The 25922-nt window shown below is 70.5% G+C and carries 24 protein-coding genes and 1 rRNA gene; 13 read left to right on the forward strand and 12 right to left on the reverse strand.

Annotation, left to right across the window (positions count from 1 at the left end; translation table 11 throughout):
- The 4 genes from rrf to ACGFY5_RS00020 all read left to right on the forward strand — a co-directional run.
- Positions 1–90 (forward strand): 5S ribosomal RNA (rrf, locus tag ACGFY5_RS00005); the annotation flags it as partial.
- Between the two features lie 137 nt (positions 91–227).
- Positions 228–689, forward strand: a complete 462-nt coding sequence (locus tag ACGFY5_RS00010) for a hypothetical protein (RefSeq protein ID WP_392715592.1) — start codon at positions 228–230, stop codon at positions 687–689.
- A gap of 21 nt (positions 690–710) precedes the next feature.
- A complete protein-coding gene (gene pheA, locus ACGFY5_RS00015; RefSeq protein WP_392715594.1) occupies positions 711–1646 on the forward strand; it encodes a prephenate dehydratase in 936 nt (311 codons plus the stop codon).
- 200 nt (positions 1647–1846) lie between these two features.
- Positions 1847–2605: a hypothetical protein gene (locus tag ACGFY5_RS00020; protein ID WP_392715596.1), complete on the forward strand. Its 759-nt coding sequence runs from the start codon at positions 1847–1849 to the stop codon at positions 2603–2605.
- A gap of 110 nt (positions 2606–2715) precedes the next feature.
- Here the strand turns inward: ACGFY5_RS00020 and ACGFY5_RS00025 are convergent, their stop codons facing one another.
- The 4 genes from ACGFY5_RS00025 to ACGFY5_RS00040 all read right to left on the reverse strand — a co-directional run bounded on the left by ACGFY5_RS00025 (position 2716) and on the right by ACGFY5_RS00040 (position 5939).
- A complete protein-coding gene (locus tag ACGFY5_RS00025; protein WP_392715598.1) occupies positions 2716–3447 on the reverse strand; it encodes an AIM24 family protein in 732 nt (243 codons plus the stop codon).
- Between the two features lie 78 nt (positions 3448–3525).
- Positions 3526–3861, reverse strand: a complete 336-nt coding sequence (locus ACGFY5_RS00030; protein WP_392718566.1) for a metallopeptidase family protein — start codon at positions 3859–3861, stop codon at positions 3526–3528.
- Between the two features lie 18 nt (positions 3862–3879).
- On the reverse strand, positions 3880–4566 hold the full coding sequence (locus ACGFY5_RS00035; protein ID WP_392718568.1) for a DNA alkylation repair protein: 687 nt from the start codon (positions 4564–4566) through the stop codon (positions 3880–3882).
- Entirely contained in the window at positions 4560–5939 is a 1380-nt protein-coding gene (locus ACGFY5_RS00040; protein ID WP_392718570.1) for a GuaB1 family IMP dehydrogenase-related protein, read from the reverse strand. Before ACGFY5_RS00040 ends, ACGFY5_RS00035 begins: the two co-directional genes overlap by 7 nt.
- 177 nt (positions 5940–6116) lie before the next feature.
- On the opposite strand from ACGFY5_RS00040, the gene ACGFY5_RS00045 reads away from it, so the two are divergent.
- Genes ACGFY5_RS00045 through ACGFY5_RS00060 form a run of 4 tightly spaced genes read left to right on the forward strand, consistent with a single transcriptional unit; the run spans position 6117 to position 9551 of the window.
- The gene (locus ACGFY5_RS00045) at positions 6117–6641 is read left to right on the forward strand and encodes a GNAT family N-acetyltransferase (RefSeq protein ID WP_392715600.1); all 525 of its coding nucleotides are present in this window, start codon (positions 6117–6119) and stop codon (positions 6639–6641) included.
- Entirely contained in the window at positions 6638–7912 is a 1275-nt protein-coding gene (serS, locus tag ACGFY5_RS00050; RefSeq protein WP_392715602.1) for a serine--tRNA ligase, read from the forward strand. Before ACGFY5_RS00045 ends, serS begins: the two co-directional genes overlap by 4 nt.
- Entirely contained in the window at positions 7909–8721 is an 813-nt protein-coding gene (locus tag ACGFY5_RS00055) for an HAD family hydrolase (RefSeq protein WP_392715604.1), read from the forward strand. Before serS ends, ACGFY5_RS00055 begins: the two co-directional genes overlap by 4 nt.
- 32 nt (positions 8722–8753) lie before the next feature.
- Positions 8754–9551: an HAD hydrolase family protein gene (locus ACGFY5_RS00060; protein WP_392715606.1), complete on the forward strand. Its 798-nt coding sequence runs from the start codon at positions 8754–8756 to the stop codon at positions 9549–9551.
- Between the two features lie 4 nt (positions 9552–9555).
- On the opposite strand, the gene ACGFY5_RS00065 is transcribed toward ACGFY5_RS00060, so the two are convergent.
- The 3 genes from ACGFY5_RS00065 to ACGFY5_RS00075 all read right to left on the reverse strand — a co-directional run bounded on the left by ACGFY5_RS00065 (position 9556) and on the right by ACGFY5_RS00075 (position 14082).
- Positions 9556–10491, reverse strand: coding sequence for an AEC family transporter (locus tag ACGFY5_RS00065; RefSeq protein WP_392715608.1), 936 nt, complete (start codon positions 10489–10491; stop codon positions 9556–9558).
- A gap of 2 nt (positions 10492–10493) precedes the next feature.
- On the reverse strand, positions 10494–13502 hold the full coding sequence (locus ACGFY5_RS00070) for a protein kinase (protein WP_392715610.1): 3009 nt from the start codon (positions 13500–13502) through the stop codon (positions 10494–10496).
- Between the two features lie 100 nt (positions 13503–13602).
- The gene (locus tag ACGFY5_RS00075) at positions 13603–14082 is read right to left on the reverse strand and encodes a PPOX class F420-dependent oxidoreductase (RefSeq protein WP_392715612.1); all 480 of its coding nucleotides are present in this window, start codon (positions 14080–14082) and stop codon (positions 13603–13605) included.
- Between the two features lie 77 nt (positions 14083–14159).
- Between ACGFY5_RS00075 and ACGFY5_RS00080 the strand changes: the two genes are divergently transcribed.
- Entirely contained in the window at positions 14160–14972 is an 813-nt protein-coding gene (locus ACGFY5_RS00080) for an HAD family hydrolase (protein WP_392715614.1), read from the forward strand.
- 1 nt (position 14973) lies between these two features.
- Here the strand turns inward: ACGFY5_RS00080 and ACGFY5_RS00085 are convergent, their stop codons facing one another.
- Positions 14974–15537: a bacterial proteasome activator family protein gene (locus ACGFY5_RS00085; RefSeq protein WP_392715616.1), complete on the reverse strand. Its 564-nt coding sequence runs from the start codon at positions 15535–15537 to the stop codon at positions 14974–14976.
- 85 nt (positions 15538–15622) lie between these two features.
- Here ACGFY5_RS00085 and ACGFY5_RS00090 point away from each other — a divergent pair, with 85 nt between their 5' ends.
- Complete coding sequence (locus ACGFY5_RS00090; protein ID WP_392715618.1) at positions 15623–16522, forward strand: GNAT family N-acetyltransferase; 900 nt, start codon at positions 15623–15625, stop codon at positions 16520–16522.
- 52 nt (positions 16523–16574) lie between these two features.
- Here ACGFY5_RS00090 and ACGFY5_RS00095 read toward each other — a convergent pair whose 3' ends face one another.
- Positions 16575–17549, reverse strand: a complete 975-nt coding sequence (locus ACGFY5_RS00095; protein ID WP_392715620.1) for an NAD(P)H-quinone oxidoreductase — start codon at positions 17547–17549, stop codon at positions 16575–16577.
- Between the two features lie 722 nt (positions 17550–18271).
- On the opposite strand from ACGFY5_RS00095, the gene ACGFY5_RS00100 reads away from it, so the two are divergent.
- Together ACGFY5_RS00100 and ACGFY5_RS00105 are read left to right on the forward strand one after the other, a co-directional pair.
- Positions 18272–20002 carry a DEAD/DEAH box helicase gene (locus tag ACGFY5_RS00100; protein WP_392715622.1) on the forward strand — a complete coding sequence of 577 codons (1731 nt, stop codon included), beginning with the start codon at positions 18272–18274 and terminating at the stop codon, positions 20000–20002.
- A 122-nt stretch (positions 20003–20124) separates the two neighbouring features.
- Complete coding sequence (locus ACGFY5_RS00105; RefSeq protein WP_392715624.1) at positions 20125–21267, forward strand: hypothetical protein; 1143 nt, start codon at positions 20125–20127, stop codon at positions 21265–21267.
- 1 nt (position 21268) lies between these two features.
- Here the strand turns inward: ACGFY5_RS00105 and ACGFY5_RS00110 are convergent, their stop codons facing one another.
- Together ACGFY5_RS00110 and ACGFY5_RS00115 are read right to left on the reverse strand one after the other, a co-directional pair.
- A complete protein-coding gene (locus ACGFY5_RS00110) occupies positions 21269–22066 on the reverse strand; it encodes a TIGR03943 family putative permease subunit (RefSeq protein ID WP_392715626.1) in 798 nt (265 codons plus the stop codon).
- Positions 22066–23079: a permease gene (locus ACGFY5_RS00115; protein WP_392715629.1), complete on the reverse strand. Its 1014-nt coding sequence runs from the start codon at positions 23077–23079 to the stop codon at positions 22066–22068. Before ACGFY5_RS00115 ends, ACGFY5_RS00110 begins: the two co-directional genes overlap by 1 nt.
- Positions 23080–23154: 75 nt before the next feature.
- Here ACGFY5_RS00115 and ACGFY5_RS00120 point away from each other — a divergent pair, with 75 nt between their 5' ends.
- The gene (locus ACGFY5_RS00120) at positions 23155–23673 is read left to right on the forward strand and encodes a VOC family protein (protein ID WP_392715631.1); all 519 of its coding nucleotides are present in this window, start codon (positions 23155–23157) and stop codon (positions 23671–23673) included.
- On the opposite strand, the gene ACGFY5_RS00125 is transcribed toward ACGFY5_RS00120, so the two are convergent.
- The gene (locus ACGFY5_RS00125) at positions 23605–25866 is read right to left on the reverse strand and encodes a putative bifunctional diguanylate cyclase/phosphodiesterase (protein WP_392715633.1); all 2262 of its coding nucleotides are present in this window, start codon (positions 25864–25866) and stop codon (positions 23605–23607) included. The genes ACGFY5_RS00120 and ACGFY5_RS00125 overlap by 69 nt on opposite strands.
- Between the last annotated feature and the right edge of the window lie 56 nt (positions 25867–25922).

Here is a 25922-nt window from a genome sequence, read left to right on the forward strand (position 1 = left end):
CCCGGTCCCATTCCGAACCCGGAAGCTAAGCTCCTCAGCGCCGATGGTACTGCACTGGTGATGGTGTGGGAGAGTAGGACGCCGCCGGACTTTTCGTACAAGAGGGCCGCTGCCATTAGGCAGCGGCCCTCTTGCTTTGTGTCACTATTGCTTACGCATCCTGTAATGGCGTCTACTCTGGTGGTAGGCGATAGGTGCTGGCAATTGCGGGAGGAGGCCAGGCTCACATGGCCCACATCGACATGTCCGTGGCCGCCGGCGAGGTCACCTCTGATGTCGTCCCTACGTTACGACTCGTCGATGCCACCAGACTCTTGGAAAATTGGCTGCACACCGTCAGCGAAGCTGAAGAGCCCTGCCTGCTCCTCGACCGGGACGGCGTGGTGCTCGCAGCATCGTCCAGCTGCCACGGCGCCCTCGGGTTGGCGTCGCATCAGGGGGCTCTGGTCGGTAAGGGTCTTCTCGAAGACGTGGTCGAGCTCATCGACTTCAGTGCCTCCCGTGTCCGGCTCCGCCCGGACGAGGTGGAGCGCATTCCACCGTTGTTCGCTCTCTCCACCGGCGCTCTCGCCCGCGGCCTTCTGCGCGTGCGCTCCGGTAACAGCACCTGGACGCTCGATGCGATTTCGACGCCGATTCGGGTCGGTGGCGCCGTACTCGGCTCGCTGACGTTTTTTCATCGCGTCTGACGTCGCGGATAGGCTTCGGGCATGTCTGCTGTGCTCAACCGATATGCCTATCTGGGGCCGGCCGGTACCTTCACTGAGCAGGCGCTGCGCACGGTCCCCGAGACGGCTGGCGCCGAGCTGCTCCCGATGGTGACCGTTCCGGAGGCCCTGCAGTCCGTCCGGGACGGTTCCGCGGATGCGGCGTTGGTTCCGCTGGAGAACTCCGTGGAGGGGGCGGTCCCTCCCACGCTCGACGGACTGGCCGGTGGCGATCGGCTGATGATCAGGCGGGAAGTACTGCTGCCGGTCACGTTCAACCTCTACGCGTCCGCCGGCGCTGACCTCGCCACACTGAAGACCGTCGCGTCGCACCCCCACGGCCTCGCGCAGTGCCAGGGATGGCTACGGCGTCACGTACCGCAGGCGGAGTTGGTGACTGCCCCCTCCACGTCCGATGCGGCTGAAGGTGTCGTCCGTGGTGACTGGGACGCCGCGGTGTGTGCTCCAGTCGCCGGGCAGCGCAACCAGCTGGCGGAGTTGGCGGTGAACGTCGGCGACAACGCCGCGGCCGTCACCCGCTTCGTCCTCGTGACGCGTCCCTCGCAGCCGCCGACGCCCACCGGTGCCGACGTCACCTCGCTGGTGGCGTTCATCGCGCACGACCGCACCGGGGCGCTCCTGGAGGTGCTCACGGAGTTCGCAGTCCGCGGTATCAACCTCACCCGGATCGAGTCGCGTCCGACCAAGGAGCGCATCGGGCGGTACTGCTTCTTCCTCGACTGCGACGGGCACATCGAAGACGCCCGGGTCGGCGAGGCGCTGATGGGCCTGCGACGCGTCTGCGCGGACGTTCGATTCCTCGGCTCGTACCCGCGAGCCGGCGCCGATCACGAGGGCGACGGCCGGGCCGAACCCTCGGACGACGACTTCACGGATGCTGCAGCGTGGCTGGAGCGGGTTCGCTCAGGCGGCGCCTGACGACGTTTCCGCGCCTTCAACTGCGGAAAGAAATGAAACATGCCCGGCCGGGCGGGGCTGAGTCGCCCGGCCGGGCACACCAAAGGTGACAAACTAGGCTACGGCTCCCCTCGTACCCCAGCGTTTCCCTCTCTGGTGTGGTTAGGCTAACCTAACGGCATGACAAGGTCCAGAGGGTGTTTCGATGTGAGGGCTGAGCGATGACGCTTCCTCCGTCGATCGCGCCCCGGCGCGCAGCCGACCTGCTGGCCGACCCAGGTGCTCTCCGTACGTGGATCACCCGCTACGGCGAGTACCACGGCAGCACCCGATTCCCGGTCGCCTCCGCTCTCGCGTTCAAGGCCTACACCTGGGCGCTGATCGAGGTAGCGGTCGGCCGTTGGGTCACCGAGCGGCGCGTGGTTGACGTTTCGTCGGCGTGCGTCAGCATGCGCACGGAGCTGGCGGACGAGCCGCGCCTAGAGTTCCGCTCGCTGCACTACACGGTGCTGTCGGACGATCCCATGGCCGGACAGTCCGGCGTAGCGGTCGTGGCGACCGAGCAGGAGCTGCTCGAGGTGCTGCGGTGCACGCTGGTCGAGAACCACCTGGCGCCTGCGGTCGAAGCGTTCCGCGCATTGCGCGGTGGAGGCCCGCGGCCCCTGTGGGGCACCGTGGCCCAGTCGATCGGGTATCCGGCGGCCACCGCGGACCCGACGTTCCTCCCCGACCGCGCTGCGACTGTTCACCGGCTGCTGTCGATCCTCCCGGAGGGGGCCGCCCAGCTCGTCGAGATCGCCGAGCTCGACGAGGGCCAGGGGTGGCGTCCGCTGCTACTGCGCCGTACCTGCTGTTACGCGTACACGCTGCCGGCCTACGGCCAGCCGTGTCTCACCTGCTGCCTGCTCGACGACGCCGGCCGCGACGCGGTCGCCGCCGAGGACCAGGTCTCCTGGCGCCGCTGCGACAGCTGCGGCTGACCGACCAGCTCGCCGGCCCCGTGCTGGGGGCCGGCGAGCCAGTGCTAGCCCTTATCGGGCAGACGGCCTGCCCGATGAGGCGCGCGGCGGGCCCGGCGACGGACGCTTGGCTAGCTGAAGAGGCTGCCGAGGCCGCCCTGCTGTTGCTGCTGACCGCCACCGCCGGCGCCCAGGCCGGCCGGCTGCTCGGACGGCTGGACGACGACAAAGCCCTGGCCGGCGAAGCTCATCGTGAACGCCTCACCGGTGGTGCGGCCGATCAGCGTGCCGAGGCCGAGCTGGTCGGCGCGGTGGTAGCCGGTCTGCAGCCCCGCGGACCAGCACACCGCCGCCTGCGGGTCGGCGTAGGTCGGCTGGTCGACCCGGAGGACGACCGGCGTGCCCTTGCACGTCACAGCGATCCGGCCCTGGCCGGAGAAGACCGTGTTGAACGCGCCCTGCGCCGAAAACATGCCAGCGCCCTGGACCATCTTGATGTCCCATTGCAGGGTGGGCTCGAATGCGAGCACGTTCGCGCCGTTGATCGTCAGACCGTCGTGCGGGCCCTCGAGGTCGATGAGGTAGATGTCCGACGCGTTGTCCGCGAGGAAGACATCACCCTGGCCGACGGCCTTCATCAGCGGCACACCTTCACCGGTGAGCTTCTGCTTCAGGAACTTGCCAAGGCCCCCCGAGCCCTGGGCCTGGAACTGGACGTTTCCCTGGTAGGCGACCATCGAGCCGACCCGGGCGAAGATCTCGCCGCGGAGCTCCACTTTCAGAAGCTTGGAATTCTGGAGGCGCAGACCCGGCTGCGCCGACTCCTGCTCCATGTTCGAGGCGGCGAACAGTTCAGAGCGCATGAGTTTTCCCTCCGCATGACAGTGACATCAGGGTAGGACCCGCAGGCCAGCGAGGTGCGCCGACCAGTCGGCAATTGGTCAGCCCCAGCCCAATTCGTGCAGCCGCTCATCCGGAATGCCGAAATGGTGCGCAATTTCGTGGACGACAGTGATTGCCACCTCGTCGACGACGTCCTGCTCGGTGGAACAGATAGCGAGCGTGGGGTTACGGAAAATTGTGATCCGGTCCGGGAGGACGCCGGAGTAGTCCCAGCCCCGGTCCGTGAGGGCGTGCCCCTCGTAGAGCCCGAGCAGCCCGCGCTCCGGCGCATCGTCCTCGACCAGCACGACCACGTTGCTCATCCGCCGGAGCAGTTCCTCCGGGACCGCGTCCAGCGCGTCCCCGACGAGTTCCTCGAAACGCTCGCGGCTCATCTCGACCACGTCGTCAGCCTAGAGATTTTTCAGGGCTTCGCGCTTGGACAGGGGCGACAGCTCGCTCTCGTGGGCGCCGATGTACGCCCGCACCCAGTCCGGGTCGGTCCAGGCGTACTGCCGGAGCGCCCAGCCGATCGCCTTGCGCAGGAAGAACTCCGGATCGGCGGTGTTCGGCTCGATGACGTCCGCGAGCAGAGCGAGGTCTGTGTCTTGTTTGAAGCTCAGCTGGCAGATGATCGAGGTGCGACGCAGCCATTTGTCGGGGTCGGTGCTCCAGGCGCGGATCAGCGGCGTGGCGCCCCGGCGGTCGGCGAGCAGGATCGGGCCGACGCGGCGGCTGGCGATCTCGTCGACGAAGTCCCACCAGGCGCCGTCGACGACGAGCTCGCGGTAGAGGTCCAGCGTCCCGATGTCCTGGAACTGGCGGTAGGCGCGATACCCAGTGAGGTCGATCGCGGCGTAGCGCTCCTCGCGGTACGAGGCGTCGTGCCAGAGCGTCCGCACGGCTCGTCCCCAGGACTCCCGGTCGGGCAGGACGTGCTCGGCGAAGATCGGCTTCACGGCCTTCGCGCGTACCGGCTTCGGGACACCGAGGTACGGCATCGTCGACTTCATGTAGGCCTGCATGCCGGGCGCCCGGTCCGGGTCGGCGGCCTCGGCCAGCGCCGCCCGGACCGCGCCCACGAGCACGTCGCTCACCAGCTGGTGCGGAGCGGGCGGCCCTCGTCGTAGCCGGCGGCCGACTGAATGCCGACGACGGCCTTCTCGTGCAGCTCCTCGAGGGAGTTCGCGCCCGCGTAGGTGCACGCCGAACGGAGCCCGGCGACGATCTGATCGATGACGTCCTCGACGCCTGGACGCTCCCGGTCGATGTACATCTTCCCGGAGCTGATGCCTTCCTCGAACAGGGCCTTGCGGGCCCGGTCGAACGCCGACTCGGTGCGGGTGCGGTGCCGCACGGCCCGCGAGGACGCCATGCCGAACGACACCTTGTAGAGGCGTCCGTCGCCGTCCTGCTGCAGGTCGGCGGCGCTCTCGTAGGTTCCGGCGAGCCAGGAGCCGACCATCACGTTGGCGGCACCGGCGGCCAGCGCGAGCGCGATGTCACGCGGGTGGCGCACACCGCCGTCGGCCCAGACGTGCTTGCCGTACTTCTTCGCTTCAGCGGAGCACTCGAGGACGGCGCTGAACTGCGGGCGGCCCACGCCGGTCATCATCCGGGTGGTGCACATCGCGCCGGGGCCGACGCCGACCTTGATGATGTCCGCGCCGGCGTCGACGAGGTCGCGGACGCCTTCACGCGTGACGACGTTGCCGGCCACGACCGGTACGTACGGGTCGACGGAGCGGACCGCGCGGATCGCGTCGAGCATGCGTTCCTGGTGGCCGTGTGCGGTGTCGACGACGAGGACGTCGGTCCCGGCGTCGAGCATCGCTTTCGCCTTGCCGGCGACGTCGCCGTTGATGCCGATCGCGGTGCCGATCCGCAGCTTGCCGTTCGCGTCGAGCGCCGGGGTGTAGAGAGTGCTGCGCAGGGCGCCAGTGCGCGTGATGACGCCGACCATGGCGCCGTCGGCGTCGACCACCGGCGCGATCCTGCGGCGGGAGTCGTGCAGCGTCCCGTACGCCTTGTCCATCGGGGTGCCCTCGGTGATCGTCAGCAGCTCGGTGCTCATCACCTCTTCGACCTGGGTGAAGCGGTCGACGCTCTCGCAGTCGGCCGGAGTCACCACACCCACCGGCCGGTCGCCGTCGAGCACGACCGCAGCCCCGTGCGCACGTTTGTGGATGAGCGCCAACGCGTCCCCGACCGTGTCGTGCCGCGTGAGCGTCACGGGGGTCTCGTACACGACGTGCCGCTGCTTGACCCACTCGATCACGCTCGCGACGACGTCGAGCGGGATGTCCTGCGGGATGATCGTCAACCCCCCGCGTCGCGCGGTGGTCTCGGCCATCCGGCGTCCGGCGATCGCTGTCATGTTGGCGACGACCAGCGGAATCGTCGTTCCGACGCCGTCGACCGTCGCGAGGTCGACGTCGAGGCGGGACTTGACGTCGGAGCGCGCAGGCACCATGAAGACGTCGTTGTAGGTCAGGTCAGCTGTCGGCGTGGTCGGCCCGCCGGAGGCCTGAAGAAACTGCACGTTATTCCATGTTACGCGGGCCGCTCCGGCAGTACCTGTGATCCAACGCACGGGGTCGGGTCACCCTTCTGGAACGATCCCGAAATGCTTCGCACGGACGATGGCCGCATGACGCTTCACGTGGTCGAGGAGACGGTTCTCTGGCGACCGGCGGACGCCGCCGACCTCGACGCGATCGCGGCGATGCACGATCGCTGCTCGGACGAGACGCGTTTCCGCCGGTACAACTCCGGTCTGACGCGGCTGCCGCACCGCCTGCTGGAGCGGTTGGTCGATCCTCGGCTGGGTGTCTCGCTGGTCGCCGAGGTGGACGGCGCGATCGTCGCGATGGGCAACCTCATGTGGTGCGGTGCCGACGACACGACGCCCGCCGAGCTCGGCCTGCTCGTCGAGGACGCCTGGCAGTCGCGCGGGCTCGGTACCGCGGTGACCCGCCGCCTGCTCGCCGCGGCGCTCGACGCGGAGTGCGACAGCATCCACGCGCTCGTGCGCCCCGACAACGTCCCGATGCTGCGCCTGCTGGGCGGTCTCGACCTGCCGTTGCGTCGGGAGTGGGACGACGGCACCCTCACCGTGACCGTCGATCTGGCGGCAAAAATGGAGGAGGGCGTCGCTAGTAGTCTGGGGCGGTGATCGATCTTCGCTTCCTGAGGGAAAATCCGGACGCCGTTCGAGCCAGCCAGCGTGCTCGCGGAGAGTCCGAGTCCCTGGTGGACGAGCTGCTCGCCGCCGACGAACGGCGCCGGGCCGCCGTGGCCAAAGCCGACGCGCTGCGCGGTGAGCAGAAGGCGGTCTCGAACAAGGTCAAGGCTGCGGCGAAGCACGAGCGCCCGGCCCTGGTCGCCGCCGCGAAGGAGCTCGCAGCCACCGTCAAGGCGGCCGAGGCAGACCAGGCCGAAGCCGACGCCGCCATGCGCACGGCCCACCTCGCAGTGCCGAACGTCGTCGAGGAGGGCGCGCCGGCCGGCGGCGAGGACGACTACGTCGTCATCCGCGAAGTCGGCGCGATTCCCCAGCTCGAGAACCCGCTGGACCACCTCGCGATCGGCGAGAAGCTCGGCGCGATCGACATGGAGCGCGGCAGCAAGGTCGGCGGCTCGCGCTTCTTCTTCCTCACCGGCGTCGGTGCGCTGCTCGAGCTCGCGCTGCTCAACATGGCCGTCGCGCAGGCCGTCGAATACGGCTTCACGCCGATGATCACCCCGACGCTGGTCAAGCCCGAGATCATGGGCGGCACCGGCTTCCTCGGCGCGCACGCCGACGAGATCTACCGCCTGGAGGCCGACGACCTGTACCTGGTCGGCACCAGCGAGGTCGCGCTGGCCGGGTACCACTCGGACGAGATCATCGACCTGTCGAACGGAGCGAAGCGCTACGCGGGCTGGTCGACCTGCTACCGGCGGGAAGCCGGCTCGTACGGGAAGGACACCCGCGGGATCATCCGCGTCCACCAGTTCGACAAGGTCGAGATGTTCTCGTACACCACGCTCGACCAGGCGCACGACGAACATCTGCGCCTGCTCGCGTGGGAGGAGGAGATGTTGGCCAAGGTGGAGATCCCCTACCGGGTGATCGACGTCGCCGCCGGTGACCTCGGCTCCTCGGCCGCGCGGAAGTTCGACTGCGAGGCCTGGCTGCCCAGCCAGAATCGATACCTGGAGCTCACGTCCACGTCGAACTGCACCGACTTCCAGTCGCGTCGGCTCAACATCCGCCACCGCGGCGCCAACGGGAAGCCGGAGCCGGTCGCGACGCTCAACGGCACACTGGCCACGACCCGGTGGATCGTCTCGATCCTGGAGAACCACCAGCAGGCCGACGGTTCGGTGAAGGTGCCCGCGGCGTTGCGTCCCTATCTCGGAGGCCAGCAGAGTCTGGGTGGCCGGGACGTGCTCGCCCCGTGAAGCAACTCGATCCCGGCTGGCGTCCCAAACTCGTCGCGCTCGACCTCGACGGCACGGTCGTGAACTACGGCCCCGCCGGTACCCAGCCGAGCCTCGCGGTGGCCGCCGCGGTCGGTCGGGTGATCGACGCCGGAGTCCCGGTCGTCGTCGCGACCGGTCGCGCGGTCCGCGATGCGGTCGAGACGGCGGTGGCGCTCGGCATCCACGGCGTCGAGCTCGTCTGCACCAACGGCGCGGTGGTCTACGACGCCGAGGTCGACGAGATCACCCACCGGGTCACCGTCGACGTGGCGCCGGCCGCGGCGGCGCTGGCCGCCCGTATCCCCGACGCGGTGTTCGCCGCCGAGCGCGACCCGGATGGCTTCCTCACGACCGACGGCTTCCACCGGGAGTTCACGCTCGGCCGCCAGGAGGTCGTCGACCTGGCGACGCTGGTGTCCGAGCCGGTGGTCCGGCTCGTCTGCGTGCGGCCCGGGTGGGACGTCGCGCAGATGGCGGTCATCGCGCAGGAGGTGCTCGACCCGGCGCAGTACAGCTGGGACCTGGGCTTCAGCGCGTGGCTCGACGTCCAGGCGGCGGGCGTCTCGAAGGCCACCGGCACCGCGATGGTCTGCGCCGACCTCGGCGTCGACGCGGCCGACGTGCTGGCGATCGGCGACGGCACCAACGACATCGAGCTGTTCAAGTGGGCCGGCTGGGCGGTAGCGATGGGCCAGGCCAGGTCCGTCGTCCAGGACGCGGCCGACGAGGTCACCGACCCGGTCGAGCTGGACGGCTGCGCGACCGCACTCAGTCGGTGGTTTCCCTAAGCGCTGACCTACGAACGGCCGATAGGGCATCAGTGCTTCCTGCTCTGGTCGCGACCGACCTGGACGGCACCCTGATCCGCTCCGACGGGACGGTGTCCGAGTACACCCACGGCGTGCTGCGCCGGGTACGTGACGCCGGCGTCGAAGTCGTCGGGGTGACCGGCCGCGGCCCACGTCTGCGGACGTTGTCCGCCGCGGCCGTCGACGTGTCCCGGTACCTGGTGTGCGCGCAGGGCGGCTTCGTGCTCGACCTGGAGACCGGCGGGGTGCTCAAGGCGACGCGGATCGCCGGCGCGGTCGCCGCGCAGGCGGTCGCGATGATCGAGGAACGGGTCGGTCCGGTGCTGGTCACCGTCGAGGCCGGTGAGGCCGATCACGCACCGCTGCACGGCGATCCGTCGTTCGAGTGGCCGTTCCCCGACCCGTGGGAAGCCGCGGACCGGGAGACCATGTTCGCCGGCGAGCTGCTGAAGGTCTTCGTCGCCAAGCCCGGGGTGGACGTCGACGAGTTCTTCGCGGTCGCGCGTGACGTCGTGCCGGCCACTGTCGGCGAGGTCACCTACGCCGGGCTGGGCTTCCTGGAGATCTGCCCGACGGGCGTGACCAAGGCGGCCGGGCTCGCTGTCGTGTGCGACACGCTCAGCGTGGTCGCGTCGGACGTGCTCGCGTTCGGTGACATGCCCAACGACGTCCCGATGCTGGGCTGGGCGGGGCGTGGCGTCGCCGTGGCGAATGCGCACCCGGAGCTCAAGGCGGTGGCCGACGAGGTGACGGGCTCCAACGACGACGACGGGGTCGCGCACTACCTCGAGGACCTACTGCCCGGCTGAGCCACTACTGCCCGGCGAGCCTCAGCCAGATCGGTGTCGTGACCACCGACAACGTGGTCGAGACGACGATCGCCGAGGCCACCGGCCCCTGCATCGTGCCGAACTTCTCCGCCATCAGGTACACGTTCGCCCCGGTCGCGATCGACGCCATCAGCACCACCGCGAGCGTCTCGATCGTCGAGAGCCCCAACGCGAGCGCGAGCAGCCAGACCGCCAGCGGATGCAGGACCAGCTTGATCGCGGTGATCCCAATGCTGATCTTCCAGCCCTCCCGGAGCCCGTAGCGCTGCAGGCCGATCCCGAGGACGACGAGTGCGAGCGGCGTCGCCGACTGGCCGAGCGAGTGGATCGGATCGGCCACCACGCTCGGGACGCGCAGACCGACCAGGCGCAGGCAGGTGCCGAGGACGATCGCCAGCACGAGGGGCGTCACGGTGACCGTCACCGCGGTGCGGAGCAGGCTTTTCGCGGTGAGCGCGCCGCCGCGTGCCTGCTCGATCGAGGCCGTGGCGAGCGTCCACAGGACGGCAGCGTTGAAGATCAAGACCATGGCGACGACGGGGAGCGCGGCCGGGCCCAGGAACGCCTGTGCCAGCGGGATCCCGAGCAGCACGTTGTTGGAGAAGATCCCGCCCACCGCGAACAGCGATCCGTCGACCCCGTCCAGGCCGGTGGCGAACCGGGCGACCAGACGCGAGACCGCGAAGATCACGAAGCAGCCGCCGAAGTACGCGCCGACCACTTTCCAGCTGGGCGTCGACCGCGACGGCGTGCTGGTGATCGAGAACAGCAGGGCCGGCAGCGAGACGTTGAACACGAACGTGCTCAACGCACTACCGGCCTCGCGGGCCCACGGGGCGAACGTCGCCAGGACGTACCCCAGAACGATCAGCGAGAAGATCGGCAGCGACTGAGCGATCTGGGTCCCGAGCGACGACACCTCTAGAAGTTAGACATCACGTCGCCCAGAACCGACTCGATGCGACGAGGGTCATTCGACTCGTAGTAGCGGCCGCCGGTGGTCTTGGCGATCTGGTTCAGCACGCTCTTGCCGTTGGCTGAGAGCTCGTCGCCGAACGCCACGGGGTAGACGCGCACTGTCGGCTTCGTCTTCAGGTGCGCCAGGAGCGCCTGAGGGCTGATGCTGCCCGGGTCCTGGTTGTCGCCGTCGGTGAGCAGGACGACCGCGTTGATGCCGTCGGAGTCGCTCTGCGCGCGCACCAGATCGACGGCGTCGCGCGCGGTGTCGTACAGGCCGGTGTCCTTCTTCGGCGTCAGGCTGGCCAGGGCGCGTTTCAGCGCCCCGTCGTTCTTCGTGCTGAGCGGGACGAGCTGGCGGTGATCGACCGACCCGGCCAGCTGGGTGGAGAACTCCCAGAGTCCGACCCGGTCGTTGGTGCCGAAGTAGTCGAGCGAGGCCTCGGCTGCCTGCGTGGCCAGCTGCAGGCGGGTGGACTTCGTACCGGCGACCGTCTTCTTCATCGAGCCCGACGTGTCGAGCACCATGAGCACGTTCGCCGGCCGGTTCAGGTTGCGCCAGGCGTCCAGGAGCGTCGCCACCGCGGCGGGCTGGGGCGAGGGAAACGTCGTCGCGGGGTGCTCGGAGATGAAACCGCCGGACTTCGCGACGACGTCGGGGTCGATCTTGTCGTTGCTGTCGCGGAACCCGGCCGCGCGGAACGTCGCCTGCTGGTCGTCCTCCTGCAGGAACGCCAGGAAGTCGTCGGCGGCCGTCCGCTTCGCCGGGGTCACCCACGGGGCGTCGATCACGCTGTCGACCGTGACGTACGGGTGGTCGGAGACGAGCGTGCCGTCGCGGGGCTGCATCGCGACGAGCTTCTGCGCTGGTGCCGGCAGGTGGCTGCTGCCCGCGCTCATCGGTTCGCCCTGGTTGTAGGCCCAGACGGTCTGCTCTTCGACGGCGAGAGCGGACACCGGCGAGGCGCCGGACTGTTCCTCCTGCTGGCGGAGGGTGTCCAGGAATGTCAGCGTCGTGTCGCCGTAGCGGTCGGTGGAGCGTTCGAGTGTCCGCAGGAACAGCCGGACGCTGCTGCGCTTCAGGTCTTCCTCGACGTCACCCGTGCGGCCGGGGGCGGCGAGGTAGGCGGCCAGCGTCGCGTGCAGTCCGGACGTGGAGACGAGGGGGTTGGTTCGGGCGAACAGGAACGGGGTGTTGGACTTGCTCACTTCTGCCCACTCGGCGTCGCTGCCGGCGTAGCGGGCTATTTCCTGCCAGCTGGGTGACTTCGCCGGCCAGCCCATTGCGCGCGCGGTGGCCTCCGGCGCCGCGATCACCAGGGGCGAGCGGGCCAGGCTCGGTGCCTTTGTCTGTGCGCCGATCGCGCCGGCCTTCTGGCCCAGTAGGCCGACCCAGACGCTCGACGCGGGGGTCCAGACGTCGGGGCGGGTGCCGTAGTCGGCCACCGGCCAGTGCTTGGCCAGCGCCTGCACGGCCTCGCCGGACTTCGCGATGACGATGTGGACGTGGACGCACTTGCCGTCGACGTCGCCCGGGTGGGCGTTGTAGCGCTCGGCGAGCGTGGAGACGACGCCTGCCTTTTCCGGGGAGGACGCCACGACGAGTGGGAGCTCGCCGCTGCAGCCGGTGACGGCGTGGAACAGGCCGCGGCCGGCGACGGCGCCGCCGGCGAGGAGGACGAGCACGACTCCGGCGGCCACCGGGAGGATCCAGCGGCGGCGTTTGCGGGGGTTGTTCTGCGGTGGGATCGGGACTGGGGGATTCGTCGGTGGGACGGCGCCGGTCGCGGTGCCGCCCCGGCTGTACGGGCCCCGGATCGGGACCGGGCTCCCCGGCGCCGACGGGACCCGGGCGGCCGGCCCGGTCCGCTGCCCCGAGGCAGGCGGCGCCGGCGGCACTCCCCGCCAGGTAGGCCCACCCGAGACCGGGTGCCCAGAGATCGGCGGGCCGGAGGCGGGCGCGCCGGAGACCGGGCGACCGGAGCTGGGCGCGCCCGAGACCGGGTGGCCGGTCAGGGGGGGGCCGGAGATGGGGGGCCAGGGGGCTGGGGCGTCGGTGGTGGGGTCGAAGGACGGGGGGCCGGAGATGGGGGTGATCGTGGTGGGCGGGGCGGACCCGGTGGCGGCGGACGCCATGGCGTCGGCCAGGACCCGCGCCAGCTCACCGGCAGTGGGCCGGTGCGGCGGATCCGGGTCGAGGCACCGGTCGACGGTCGCCGACAGCGAGTGCGGAAGCGACGGCAGGTCGTAGGCCAGCGACCGGTACCGCCCGGACTGGATCGCGGTGATCAGCGCGCCGAGCGTCTCGTACTCGAACGGACGACGTCCGGACAGGCTCTCGTACAGCATCACGCCGAACGACCAGATGTCCGCGGCCGGACCGGCCGCCTGCCCCTCCAGGCACTCCGGAGCCGTGTACGCGAGCGTGCCGACGATGTCGCCGGGCTTCGTCAGCCCGGTCGACTCCGTCGACTTGGCGATGCCGAAGTCGGCGAGCTTCGCCTCCCCGTCGGCGGTGAGCAGCACGTTCGCCGGCTTGATGTCGCGGTGCGTCACACCGACCGCGTGCGCGGCGGCGAGCGCCCGCGCGACCCCCGCCAGCGCGCCGGCCACCCGCTCCGGCGGCGGCAGCGGCCCGCGCAGCGCGTCCTTCCAGCTGCCACCGGTGAGCAGCTCCATCACCAGGAACGGCGTCCCGGGAGCAGCGTCGACCGTGTCGCGCTCGCTCACTCTGCCGACGTCGTAGACCGCGACGATGTTCGCGTGGTTCAGCCGGGCGGTGGTACGCGCCTCGCGCTGGAAACGCTCCGGGGTGGTGAGGGTGTCGCCGGCGTCGATCAGGACCTTGACCGCGACCGGCCGGTCGAGGTGGACGTCGTGAGCCGACCACACGGCACCGGTCGCACCGCGCCCTAAGACCTCACGGAGGACATATCGGTCCCCGAGGCGAGGTCCGGCGTCCTGCGATCTCACCCGACCCCTCCTCCCGCTTCTTGGCGACAGGATAGGACCCCGAGGGGAGCCCCCCGCCGACGTATGAGCGGGGGCTCTGTCGGACTTCGGTCAAAAGGCGCTAACTCGCCCCACCGAATTGCTCGGCGAGCCGGGGCGGGAACCCACCGGTGGCGATCGGGCCCCACCGCTCGATCGTGATGCGCAGCAGACTCTTGCCCTGCCGTTCCATCGCGGTGCGGTAGCCGTCCCAGTCGGGGTGTTCCCCGGAGATGCACCGGTAGTACTCCACCAGCGGCTCCAGCGCCTCCGGCAGGTCCAGCACCTCGATCGAGCCGTCCACCTGCACGTACGGCCCGTCCCAGTCCGACGACATCACGCAGATGCTCGCGCGGGTGTCACGCCGTGCGTTGAACGCCTTGGCGCGGTCGGGGTACGTGGAGACGACGATCCGGCCTTCGGTATCCACTCCACACGTGACGGGGGAGAGTTGCGGTCGCCCATCCTTGCGGGTCGTGGCGAGCAGCCCATGGTGACGAGGCCTCAAGAACTCCAGCAACGCGTCCCGGTCAACCGCGTCAGCGGTCGCGTAGTTAGGCACGCGGTCAGCCTAACCAGCAATTCGTCGGCCAAACCGGATCACGACCCCCTACTTCGTGTAACGCTTGGAGCGTGTTCGTGCCCAAGTTGGTCGCTACCGATCTCGACGGAACCCTGCTCAGATCGGATCTGACGGTTTCGGACCGGACGCTGACGACGTTCAGCCGCTTAGAGCGGGCCGGCATCACGCTCGTGTTCGTGACGGGCCGGCCGTGGCGCTGGATGGACCCGGTGCTGGCACAGACCGGCAGGCGCGGGCGGGTGGTCTGCGCCAACGGTGCGGTGGTGCTCGACGGAGCGTCCGGCGAGGTGCTGCGGAACTGGACGATCCCGACCGAGACGCTCCGCACGGTGACGACGTCGGTGCGCGAGTCGTTCCCGGACGCGATCTTCGCGGTGGAGCGTGGCCCGCGGATGCTGCACGAAGCCGACTACCCCGTGCGGCACGACCTCGGACGCACCGACGAGGACCTGGTCAGCTACGAGGAGTTGATCGCGGAGCCGGCCGAGAAGCTACTGATTCGCGCGCCGAGCGTGGAGGCCGCCGAACTCTGGACGCGGTGCACGCGCGTGTTCGACGGCACGGTCACCGCGACGCACTCGGGTTTCCGCGGCCTGATCGAGGTGTCCGCCACCGGTGTGACGAAAGCCACCGGCCTGGCGTGGGTGGCGCAGCACTACGGCGTCGACCCGGACGGTGTGCTGGCCTTCGGTGACATGCCGAACGACATCCCGATGCTGAGCTGGGCCGCGCGAGGCGTCGTCGTCGCCGGCGCGCACCCGGAGGCGGCCGCGGTGGCCCACACCGTCACCACCGGCAACGACGCCGACGGGGTAGCCACCTACATCGACGCCCTGCTGGACGAAGCCGAGGCGGCCACCCCGCGATAGGTCAGAGGTACTGGCCCGTGCCGTGGGCGCCGGGCGAGCCCTCGCCAGGCACGATGCCGCCGAGCCCGGGCGGCAGCGCGGGGCGTCCGCGCATCTGCTCGAGCTGCATCCGGGCAGCCATCTGCTGGGCCACCAGCGCGGCCTGGATGCCGTGGAACAGGCCCTCCAGCCAGCCGACCAGCTGGGCCTGCGCGATCCGCAGCTCGGGCTCGGAGGGGGTCGCGTCGTCGGTGAACGGCAGCGACAACCGCTCCAGCTCGTCGCGGAGCTCCGGGGCGATCCCGTCCTCGAGCTCGGTGATCGACCGGGCGTGGATCTCCTTGAGGCGGGCCCGGCTCGCCTCGTCGAGAGGAGCCGCCCGCACCTCCTCGAGCAGCTGCTTGATCATGCTGCCGATGCGCATGACCTTGCCGGGCTGCTCGATCAGGCGTGACGGATCGTTGTCGCTGCCTTCATTGCCGAGTTCGATCGGCATCGCGCCGACCGGCGAACCGTCCGGACCCATCACCATGACGGTTTGACCGGGAAGGTCGGGTTGCTCGTTGGGGGACTGGGTGTCGGTCATACGACCATCCTCCCGCAATCAGGTTGTGCGCGCCGGTGCCGGTGGCAGGGTGCAGGGTATGCCCGCTCAACGAACATCCGAACTCATGGTTCGGGCCGCGACTCTCGCCGACGCCCCCGCTGTCCGCCTTTTGATCAACGAGGTGGACCTCGTCGACACCGGTGACGCCGGGTATTCCGTCGAGGAGGTCGAGGGTGACCTGCGGCGCACCGCGGACCTGGCGCGCGACTCGTGGCTAGCGTTCGACGGTGACCGGTTGGTGGCTTATGCGGTGCTCTGGCCCGCGTCGACCGGCGTCCGCTTCGACGTCGATCACTACGTGCTGCGCGACGCCGTGCCGGCGGGCATCCACCTGCTCGACCTGCTCACCGCCCGGGCGGCCGAACTCCCGGGCGGAGCCGATCTCCACTTGGCGCTGACGCCCGACTCCGTGCTCGCCGTGCACGCGCTGCCCGCCCGCGGCTGGCGCAACGTCCGCCGCCACCACGTGCTCACCCGGGTCGTGTCGGTCGGGGCCGACCTCCCGCCCGTGCTTCCCGACGACGTCCGGATCCGGGTGGCGGTGTCGCCGGCCGACCAGGAGGTCGCGTACCGGCTCGTCCAGGAGACGTTCGACGGGCACTTCGGCTTCGAGCCGACCGGATACGACGAGTGGCGCAAGCGCATGGACGCCGACCACCGCGACTGGTCGCTGACCTGGATCGCGTCCCGGAACGGGGTCGACACCGGCGTGCTGGTGGGGCACAACGACCGGGAGGCGACCGGCTGGGTGCAGAACCTGGGCACGGTGGCCGCGGCGCGCGGCTCCGGCATCGCAACCTTGCTGCTGCGTACCGCGTTCGCCGAGTTCGCGCAGCGCGGACGCCGAGCCGTCGGCCTGGGCGTCGACACCGAGAACGTCAACAACGCGCTGCGCTTCTACACCGGCCTCGGCTTCGATCTGCAGTTCGCGGCCGACACCTGGCGACTGGTGGTCGCCGCCTGACGGCCCGAGCGGTCCCGTTCGGGCCGGCCAGGGAGCGCCGGCGTGGGACCGCTCAGCGGACCAGCAGGACCTTGCCGGTCGCGGAACCCTCCTCGAGCGCCCGGTGGGCCTCGGCGGCGTCCTGGAGCGCGATCGCGCGGTCGACGATCGGCCGGACCTTGCCGAAGCCGAGCAGCGGCCAGACGTGGTCCCGGACGTCCGCGACGATCTCGGCCTTCTCCTCGGCCGGCCGGGCGCGCAGCGAGGTGGCGATGACCGACGCGCGCTTGGCCATCAGCGCGCCCAGGTTCAGCTCGGCCTTCACCCCGCCCTGCATGCCGATGACGACGAGACGCCCGTTGGTCGCCAGCGCGTCGACGTTGCGCGGAAGGTACTTCGCGCCCATGTTGTCGAGGATCACATCCACGCCGCGCCCGTCGGTGGCCTCCTTGACCACCTCGACGAAATCTTCCGCGCGGTAGTCGATCGCCCGCTCGGCGCCGAGGGCCAGGCAGATGTTGTGCTTCGCGGCGCTGGCCGTCGTGAAGACCCGGGCGCCGTAGGCGGACGCGAGCTGGATCGCGGCCGTGCCGATGCCGCCCGCGCCACCGTGCACCAGGAACGAGTCGCCGGGTGCGAGGCGCCCGACCGCGAAGACGTTCGACCAGACCGTGCAGTAGACCTCGGGCAGGCTCGCGGCCTCGGCCAGCGTCACGCCCTCCGGGACCGGGAGCACCTGCCCCGCCGGCACCGCGACCTGCTCGGCGTACCCGCCGCCGGCCAGCAGCGCACAGACCTCGTCGCCGACGTTCCAGCCGTCGACGCCTGCGCCGACGGCGGCGATCCGGCCGGAGCACTCCAGGCCCGGGTACTGCGACGCACCGGGCGGCGGGTTGTAATTGCCCTGGCGTTGCAGCAGGTCAGCGCGGTTCACAGCGGATGCGACCACGTCGATCAGGACTTCGCCCTCGCCTGGTTCGAGGTCGGGGACCTCGGTCCAGCGCAGTACTTCGGGTCCGCCCGGCTCCGTGATCGTGATCGCATGCATGGCGTCAGCCTAGAGACAAAGGGCGGGGCCCCGCGCGGTCGCGCGAGGCCCCGGTTGTTGTAGGGGAAAAACGGTCACAAGCGATTACTGCTGACGGATCACCCTCCGAAAAAGGTTCCAGCCGGCCATCCGTACGGTTGCTACCGGACGGCCGCGGTGGAGCATCTGGTTGTGCGTGTTGGCCAGGGCCTGTACCTCGCGACGGTTCGTTCGCGTGACGCCGGGCCGTGCGCACTCTGGGCAGTGCAGCCGGTACATCGCGGTTCCTCTCATGCGACGGCCCGCCGAGACGAGCTGGCTGTTCCCCGGTGCTGTGCCGGGACCACCTGTTCCCATGGCTCAGACGGTAGGCACCTCTCACCACTCAGACCAGCCGACCCGCTGTGAGAAACATGTGGCCTATCGGTGGTTGTGGTGAGGCCTTGAGGCTCCGTCCGGATCCGGTGCCGAACTCGGGAACACCAGGACCAGGTACTCTGGTTACAGTCCAAGCCTCCTCGGAGCCCCAGAGCAGCTGATGGGTCCCGAGAACTTGGTAGATGTCCTATCGAGGTTTCGTCGTAAACCCGTGTCCCGGCGGTTCCAGCGTCCGGTGGTCAGTGGGTTCGACGTACCGATGAGTCCATCGGAGACCCCCGTTACCCCGACCGGGGTGGATGACCCCTGGCTGCTGTGTCGTCCATCCGGAAAGCCGTTCTGTGCCTTCGCTTGCTGTTTCTGAAATGCCCGACTTCGCGTCCGAGGACGCGATCCTTGAAAAGCTCGAAGCTGACGTCGCCGAGGCTCCTGCCGACGAGACGCCTGCCGCCGTACGGTTCGCTGAGCTCGGACTGCCGTCCGCGGTCGTGACCGCGCTCGAGCGGCAGGGCATGACCGACGCGTTCCCGATCCAGTCCGCCACGATCCCCGAGGTCCTGGCGGGTCGTGACGTCCTCGGCCGTGGCTCCACCGGCTCCGGCAAGACGCTGGCGTTCGGCCTTCCGCTGATCGCCAAGCTCGCCGGCGCCCGGGTCCGCCCCGGTCGTCCGCTCGGCCTGGTGCTCGTCCCCACCCGTGAGCTCGCGCTCCAGGTCACCGACGCGCTGGCCCCGCTGGGCCGCACCGTCGGTGTGCGGGTGCGCCCGATCGTGGGTGGTGCGGCGATGTCGCGTCAGCTCGAAGACCTGCGCCGTGGCGTGCACGTGCTCGTGGCGACCCCTGGCCGCCTGGAGGACCACATCCGGCGCGGTAGCGCGGTGCTCGACGACGTCGAGATCACCGCGATCGACGAGGCCGACCAGATGGCCGACATGGGCTTCCTGCCCGTCGTCCGCGGTCTGCTCGACCAGGTCCGGCCGGACGGGCAGCGCCTGCTGTTCTCCGCGACGCTGGACAACGACGTCGACACGATCGTCCGGGAGTACCTGAACGACCCGGTGACGCACTCGCTGGCGCCGTCCACGGCGTCGGTCGACACCATGGAGCACCACATGCTCCACGTGGTCCACGCCGACAAGGTGCGGGTGGCCGCCGAGCTGGTGAAGTCCACCGGCAGGACGATCATGTTCGTCAAGACCCAGGCCGGTGCCGACCGGCTCGCCGAGCAGCTCACCGAGCGTGGGATCTTCGCCGAGCCGCTGCACGGCGGCCGGACGCAGGGTCAGCGCAACCGGGTGCTGACGAACTTCAAGAACGGGCGTTCGCCGGTTCTGGTCGCCACGGACGTCGCCGCGCGTGGCGTCCACGTCGACGGGGTTGGGCTGGTCGTGCACTACGACCCGCCGACCGACCCGAAGTCGTACCTGCACCGGGCCGGGCGTACCGCTCGTGCCGGAGCGTCCGGTGTCGTCGCGACGCTGGTCGCGCCGTACAGCCGGCGGTCCGCGCACCGGCTGGCGAAGCTCGCCGGCATCAACCCGACGCGGTCGACGATCGCGCCGGAGGCGCCGCTGCCGAGCGTCCTGACCGACGCCCTGCCGCCGGCTCCGCCGCCGCCCACCGCCGAGGAGCTCGCGGCTGCCGAGTCGCGTCGTCGGCGTGACCGGGAGTTCGACCGGGACCGCGAGCGCGGCCGCGGAGGTTTTCGTAAGGGTCCGCGCAGCGGCTCCGGCGAGCGGCGCGAGGGTGGTTACCGGGGCGGCCCGCGCCGCTCGGACGGCCCCCGCTGGTCCGACCGCCCGGAGCGCGGCGAGCGCACCGACCGCGGCGACCGGCCGCAGCGCAGCGACCGCTACAGCGCCGACCGCCCCAACGGCGGCGACCGCGGCGGCTACGACCGCCCTAACGGCGGCGACCGGGGCGGCTACGACCGTTCCAACGGCGGCGACCGGGGCGGCTACGACCGTGGGCCTTCGCAGCGGTCCGGTGAGTACCGGGGCGAGCGTGGCGGTTCGGAGAACTACCGGGCGGGGCGTCCGCGCTGGACGCCCGAGCAGCGCTCGGCTCGTCACCGCGACGACCGCAATTCCCGCTAGAACGCGGGTCCGCGGCTAGCGCGGGCCTCGCACCTGCAACAACATTCACCGGCCGGATGCTCTCCCCGAGCATCCGGCCGGTCGTGTTGGGAGGCCGGTACGCGCTCCGGCAACAATGCGGCATGGCTTCTCAGCGCCGACTGGTGCGCACGGACCGGATGCTCGACCGGATCATCGCCGGTTCGCTCGCGCTCGGAGCGGTCGGCGGCCTCTTCGCCGCCTATCATTTCCTCGCCGAGATCGTGCAGCACCACGAGGCCTTGCGCGAGGGCCGGGACTCGGTCGAGAACCTCGATCCCGGCACCGCGCTGCCGACCGTCTACGTGCTCGGCGGGTTCGCCCTCGGGTTCGCGGTGCTGCTCGGCGTCGTCGCGGTGTTGATCCTGCGCGCGTCCCGGTTCGGCCTCCCGGCGCTGCGCGGTGGCGTCACCGTGCTGCTCCCGGCGGTGCTGCTGACGTACCTGGCGGCGTACATCCGCTACCAGCAATACCGCGACGCAATGCCGCCGGGCACCCAGGACGGGCGCTACCGGGTTGCGATCGTCGGTGAGGTCATCGGGGGAGGCGTCGGCGTCTTCGGGGTCCTGCTGGCGGTTCTGCTGCCGCTGGGCGCCGTCCTGGTGCGGTGGTTCCGGCCGGGAGCGGCGACCGACCCGGTACCAGCGCCCGGTTCGACCGCCGCTGCGCTCAACGTGGCCCGGATCCTGACGCTGGCGGGCACTGCCGTCGCGCTGCTCGTCCCGGTGGCGTGGGCGCGGCCACTCGGACGTCAGGCGGAGTTGCCGCCGGAGTGGTCGGTCATCGCGACGCTCAGCGGCTTCCTGGCGGTGCTCGCGCTCGTCGCCGCCGGGCTGTGCCTCCTGGCGCGGCCGGGACGCTTCCTGTTCCGCTGGTTGGCGCTGATCGGCACCGCGCTCGTGGCCGCGATCGAATGGACGGGAATCGTCTGGCAGACGTTCTACGCCGACGTCGCGTTCGGCACCGAACGGGTCGAGGGGGTCGCCGTCGCCTGGACGGCCGCGATCGTCTCCGGTCTGGTCAGCAGCGGCCTGCTGACGGCGGCCGTCGTCACGCTCGTGATCCCCCGCCCGCCGGAGGAGAACGTCGAGAGCGTCACCGTCACCCGCCGCAGCGAGGGCCCGCCGCCGAAGCGGGTCGGCGAGGCCACGCCCGAGCCGGCCTGGCAGGCCTTCCCGGAGAAGAAGCCCGAGAAGACGGCCGCGCCGCGGAAGGCTGCGCCGAAACGAAAGAAGAAGAAACGCTGAGCTACTCGTAGGGCTGGGGCGGCGCCGGCATCCCGTTGACGGTCGCCGCCTTGAGCAGCGGAACGGCCTTGAACGGGTCCTTGGCCGTGCTGCGTACCCACGTGCCGGTGACCTTCACCCACTCGTCCCGGACGGCCTGCCCCGGCGCGTCGACGATCTCCACCTGGTAGGGCCGGGCGTCCGCGGCGCAGCAGTTGACCTTCATCCGGGTGAGGTACCAGGTGCCGCCGGTGTGCGGGGTCACGAATCCGGTCAGCTCGACCGTGTGGCCGGTCAGCGTGCGCCCGTCGTCCCAGACGGCCCGCTGGGCGTAGTCGTGCACCTCGAGCGGCACCGGATTGGCGCTGGTCAGCGCCGAGTACTCCACGGACTTCGGCGGTTTGGGCACGGTGGCCGCGCCCCGCTCGGCCGCGAACGACCCGAGTGCGGGCGGCGGAACGAGCACGAGCACGAAGACCGGCACGATCCACAGCCAACCCACCCCGTGGCTGTCGCCGACGTGGTCGTGAGCGTGCTCCTCGACGTCCTGATCGACGTCGACATCGGCGGTTTCGGCCCCTGGGCCGTGCGTACGGACGCGAGCGTCGGCAGCACGTTCGCGGGAGCGCTCCAGCGAAGCCCGGCCGCGCCAGTCGCGCAGGAACCCCAGCACGCCGAACGCGATCAGCACCACACCGGTCGCCACCAGCGGGTACTTCAGCAGCTTCTGAACGTAGTTCAGGTACTCGCCGGAGATGACGAGCTTGAGCAGCACCGCCCCGAGCAGGATGAAAACGACCGCCTGCACCTCGCGCCTCATCAGACCACTCCGATCAGCAAGCCGGTGGCCACCGCGGCGCCCACGGCGACGACGAACGTGAGCGGGGCGAAGCGGGTCGCGAACGCCCGGCCGAACGTGCCGGTCTGCAGCGCGATCAACTTCAGGTCGACGACCGGCCCCACGACCATGAACGCGAGCTGCGCGGACACCGGGAAGCCGGTGAGGCTGGCCGCAACGAACGCGTCGGCCTCCGAGCAGATCGAGAGCACGACGGCGAGCGCCGCGAGGACCAGGATCGACAGGACCGGGATCCCGGCGACCGTGCTGATCCAGTCGGGCGGAATGACGACGTTCATCGTCGCCGCTGCGGCCGCACCGATCACCAGGAAGCCACCGGCCTCGAAGAAGTCGTGCGCCACCGCGAGGCGGAACCGTTCGAACGGCGGCGTGGAGTCGTCGGCAGCGGGCAGCCGGCGCGCGGCGAGCCGGGTCAGCCACTCCGGCCGGCCGAAGCGGGCCCAGATCCAGCCGACGATCACCGCGGTGCCCAGCGACGCGACGAAGCGACCGACCACCATGTCCGGCCGGCCGGGGAACGCGACAGCGGTGGACACCAGCACGATCGGGTTGATCGCCGGAGCCGAGAGCAGGAACGCGAGGGCGGCCGCCGGTACCACTCCGCGCTCCATCAGACGGCCGGCCACCGGTACGGACGCGCACTCGCAGCCGGGCAGCAGCGCACCGGCCGCGCCGGCCACCGGCACCGCGAAGACCGCCCGCCGCGGCAGGATCGTCGAGAAGAACCGGGCCGGGACGAACGCGGTGATCGCGCCGGAGAGCACGACGCCGAGCATCAGGAACGGCAGCGCCTGGACGACGATCGCGCAGAACACCGTGGTCCAGGTGGCGACGCCACCCTGGCCACCGATCAGCAGCGCGAGCACCTGCCGGCCGATCAGCACCGCCACGATCGCGGCGATCAGCAGCCCGATCGTGCCGCTGTGCGAATCCGGGGCGTCGGTCTTGGCCCGGGTCGAGATGGACGACGACATGAGCCGAAGCTATCCGAGCCCGGCGACAGTTTGCGATTCGTTGAGCGCTAAACAAAACAAGCGTATTGTCGGGGCATGCCGATCCAGCGTCTGAACCACGCCGTGCTCTACGTGCGCGACGTAGCCCGGAGCGTGGCGTTCTACCGCAAGGCGCTCGGGTTCGACGTCATCGAGGGCGGTGACGCGTTCCCCGGAGCGGCGTTCCTGCGGGCCGGTGGCTCGACGAACGACCACGACCTCGGTCTGTTCCAGATCGGCGCCCAGGCGGGTCCGTCGGGGGCCGGGCGCGCCACGGTGGGGCTGTACCACCTGGCCTGGGAGGTCGACACGCTCGCGGAGCTCCGGCGCATCGAGGCCACGCTGACCGAGATGGGCGCTCTGGTGGGGGCCAGCGACCACTCGACGACGAAGGCGCTCTACGCCAAGGACCCGGACGGCATCGAGTTCGAGGTGTCCTGGCTGGTGCCCGCCGCCCTGCTCACCGACGAGATCCGCGCCAAGCGCAACGAGATCAGCCGGCTGGACCTAGCCGCCGAGGTGGAGCGCTTCGGCGCCGACACCCGCGGTGGCGTGGGGGTCTCCGTCCCGGCTTGAGAGCCAGGGCAGCACCGCTGGCTCGTCGAGGGGGCGAGCCAGCGCGAATCCCTGGCCGTACGTGCACCCGATCCGTCGCAACTCGGTGAGCTGCGTCTCCCGCTCGATGCCTTCGGCGACGGTGCACAGGCTCAACGCGGTGCCCAGCCCGACGATCGACCGCGCGAACGCCAGGCCTTCCGGTGACGTGTCGACGTCGACCACGAACGACCTGTCGATCTTCACCGCGTTGACCGGCAGCTGGCGCAGGTAACGCAGCGACGAGAACCCGGTGCCGAAGTCGTCGACGGCGACCGAGACGCCCAGTTCGCGCAGCTCGAAGAGTGCGTCGACCGCGACGTCGTGGTCGCGGACGAGTTCGTTCTCGGTCACCTCGACCGTCAGCCGGGACGGGTCGTAACCGATCGCAGCCGCCATCCCGGCGATCTCGGCGGCGGCTCCCGGCAGCCGCAGATGGGACACCGCGAGGTTGACGGTCATGCCGAGCTCCCGCGCGCCCGGCCAGGCCGCGTCCCAGCGCTGCGCGGCACGCATCGCCTCACCGACCACCCAGCGTCCGATCGACGCGATCAGCCCGGTCTCCTCCGCGAGCGGGATGAACAGATCCGGCCCGAGCAGGCCCCGCGTCGGGTGGTTCCAGCGCGCCAGCGCCTCGAAGCGCACCGCCCGCAGCGTCGCGAGCTCGACGATCGGCTGGTAGACGAGGAACAGCTCGCCCTGTTCGACGGCCCGGCGCAGGTCGGCCTCCAGGTCGAGCCGCTCCATCAGCACCGCGTGCATCTCCGGGTGGAACACCTCGATGCACCCGCGTCCCCGGTGCTTCGCCCGATACATGGCGACGTCGGCGTCGCGGAGAACCTCGTCGGCGCTGGGCGGGGCGTCCGCGGCCCCGGCCACCGTCACGCCGATGCTCGCTCCCACCGAGCACTCGCGGCCGGCCGCCACGTACGGCGGTTCGACAGCGGCCAGCACCCGCTCGGCGACGGCGGTCACCTCGGACACGTCGGCCACGATCCGGTCGACGAGCACCACGAACTCGTCACCGCCGTACCGGGCGACGGTGTTGCCGGGACCGACGGCCTCGCGCAGGCGATCCGCGGTCTCGATCAGCAACTGGTCGCCGGCGTCGTGGCCGAGGCTGTCGTTCACCAGCTTGAACCGGTCGAGATCGACGAAGAGCAGGCCGCACGGTCCGCGGCCGAGCGCATGGCCGAGGCGGATCTTGAGCAGCGTCCGGTTGGGCAGGCCGGTCAGCGCGTCGTGGTGGGCCTGGTGCAGCGCCTGGACGCCTCTGGCGTCGGTGAGCGCCATGCTGACGTGGTCGGCGAAGCCCTGCAGCGTCTCGGAGTCGCGCTCGTCGTAGCGACGCTCCGGGTCGAACGAGGCGACCAGCAGGCACCCCACCCGGACGCCGTCCTCGCTGACCGGCGCGACCATGGCCGCCTGCACCGTCGTGCTGATCGCCACCTCGTCGGTGTAGTCGTCGATGCCCTGGCGGTTGACCATCAGGATCTCGCCGGTCCGGAGGACGTGCTGGAAACCCCGGTCGGTGACCGGCAGCCGCCCGGCCTTCACGGCGAACCAGTCCGGCATGCCGCTCTGCGAGGCCAGCATCATCCAGTCGGGATCGTCGGTGTCGAGCAGGCGGAGCGAGACCATGTCCCGCTCGAACAGCGCGTGGATGCCGGTGGTGATCGCGTCCAGGATCTCCTGCAGCGGCGACCGCATCGTGATGGCCCGCTGCACCCTGGCGAACTCCTCGAGCAGCCGTTGACGCTGCTGCATGGAGGCGAGCGTCTCGATCTGACGCAGCTGCAGGCCGAGGATCCGGCCCATGCCACGCAGCAGGCTGAGTTCCTCGGCGCCGAACGGCGCTCCGCTCCGGGCGACGAGCAGGTGGCCGGTCATGTCGGCGCCGAGCCCGACCGAGGCGCCCACGCAGGCCCCGAGCCCGGGGACGTCGATCGTGGGTCGACGCTGGGCCGCGGCGAGCACCAGCGTCGCGGACGGCGCTGCCCCGCGCGGGAACCCGACCTGGGCCTCCAGCCGGTCGCCGAGCACGACGGCGCCGACCTCGGCCTCCATCAGCTCCGCGGCCCACTCCGCAGCGACGAGGGCAGCCGCGGCGACGTCCGGCCGGGACGAGACGACGGCGAGGTACTCCGGCAGTTGCTGCGCGGCCCAGGCGTCCACGTCAGCTCAGCGCCATCCGCTTAGCCGCCACCCGACCTCCACCGAAATAGTCCTAC

Source organism: Cryptosporangium sp. NPDC048952 (genome assembly GCF_043197895.1).
Classification (GTDB): domain Bacteria; phylum Actinomycetota; class Actinomycetes; order Mycobacteriales; family Cryptosporangiaceae; genus Cryptosporangium.

Excerpts from the sequence above, each read along its gene's own strand:
- ACGFY5_RS00010 (WP_392715592.1), top strand. The coding sequence starts at position 228 with ATGGCCCACATCGACATGTCCGTGGCCGCCGGCGAGGTCACCTCTGAT.
- pheA (WP_392715594.1), top strand. The coding sequence starts at position 711 with ATGTCTGCTGTGCTCAACCGATATGCCTATCTGGGGCCGGCCGGTACC.
- ACGFY5_RS00020 (WP_392715596.1), top strand. The coding sequence starts at position 1,847 with ATGACGCTTCCTCCGTCGATCGCGCCCCGGCGCGCAGCCGACCTGCTG.
- ACGFY5_RS00025 (WP_392715598.1), bottom strand. The coding sequence starts at position 3,447 with ATGCGCTCTGAACTGTTCGCCGCCTCGAACATGGAGCAGGAGTCGGCG.
- ACGFY5_RS00030 (WP_392718566.1), bottom strand. The coding sequence starts at position 3,861 with ATGAGCCGCGAGCGTTTCGAGGAACTCGTCGGGGACGCGCTGGACGCG.
- ACGFY5_RS00040 (WP_392718570.1), bottom strand. The coding sequence starts at position 5,939 with ATGGTGCCTGCGCGCTCCGACGTCAAGTCCCGCCTCGACGTCGACCTC.
- ACGFY5_RS00045 (WP_392715600.1), top strand. The coding sequence starts at position 6,117 with ATGACGCTTCACGTGGTCGAGGAGACGGTTCTCTGGCGACCGGCGGAC.
- ACGFY5_RS00085 (WP_392715616.1), bottom strand. The coding sequence starts at position 15,537 with ATGACCGACACCCAGTCCCCCAACGAGCAACCCGACCTTCCCGGTCAA.
- ACGFY5_RS00090 (WP_392715618.1), top strand. The coding sequence starts at position 15,623 with ATGGTTCGGGCCGCGACTCTCGCCGACGCCCCCGCTGTCCGCCTTTTG.
- ACGFY5_RS00095 (WP_392715620.1), bottom strand. The coding sequence starts at position 17,549 with ATGCATGCGATCACGATCACGGAGCCGGGCGGACCCGAAGTACTGCGC.
- ACGFY5_RS00100 (WP_392715622.1), top strand. The coding sequence starts at position 18,272 with ATGCCCGACTTCGCGTCCGAGGACGCGATCCTTGAAAAGCTCGAAGCT.
- ACGFY5_RS00105 (WP_392715624.1), top strand. The coding sequence starts at position 20,125 with ATGGCTTCTCAGCGCCGACTGGTGCGCACGGACCGGATGCTCGACCGG.
- ACGFY5_RS00110 (WP_392715626.1), bottom strand. The coding sequence starts at position 22,066 with ATGAGGCGCGAGGTGCAGGCGGTCGTTTTCATCCTGCTCGGGGCGGTG.
- ACGFY5_RS00115 (WP_392715629.1), bottom strand. The coding sequence starts at position 23,079 with ATGTCGTCGTCCATCTCGACCCGGGCCAAGACCGACGCCCCGGATTCG.
- ACGFY5_RS00120 (WP_392715631.1), top strand. The coding sequence starts at position 23,155 with ATGCCGATCCAGCGTCTGAACCACGCCGTGCTCTACGTGCGCGACGTA.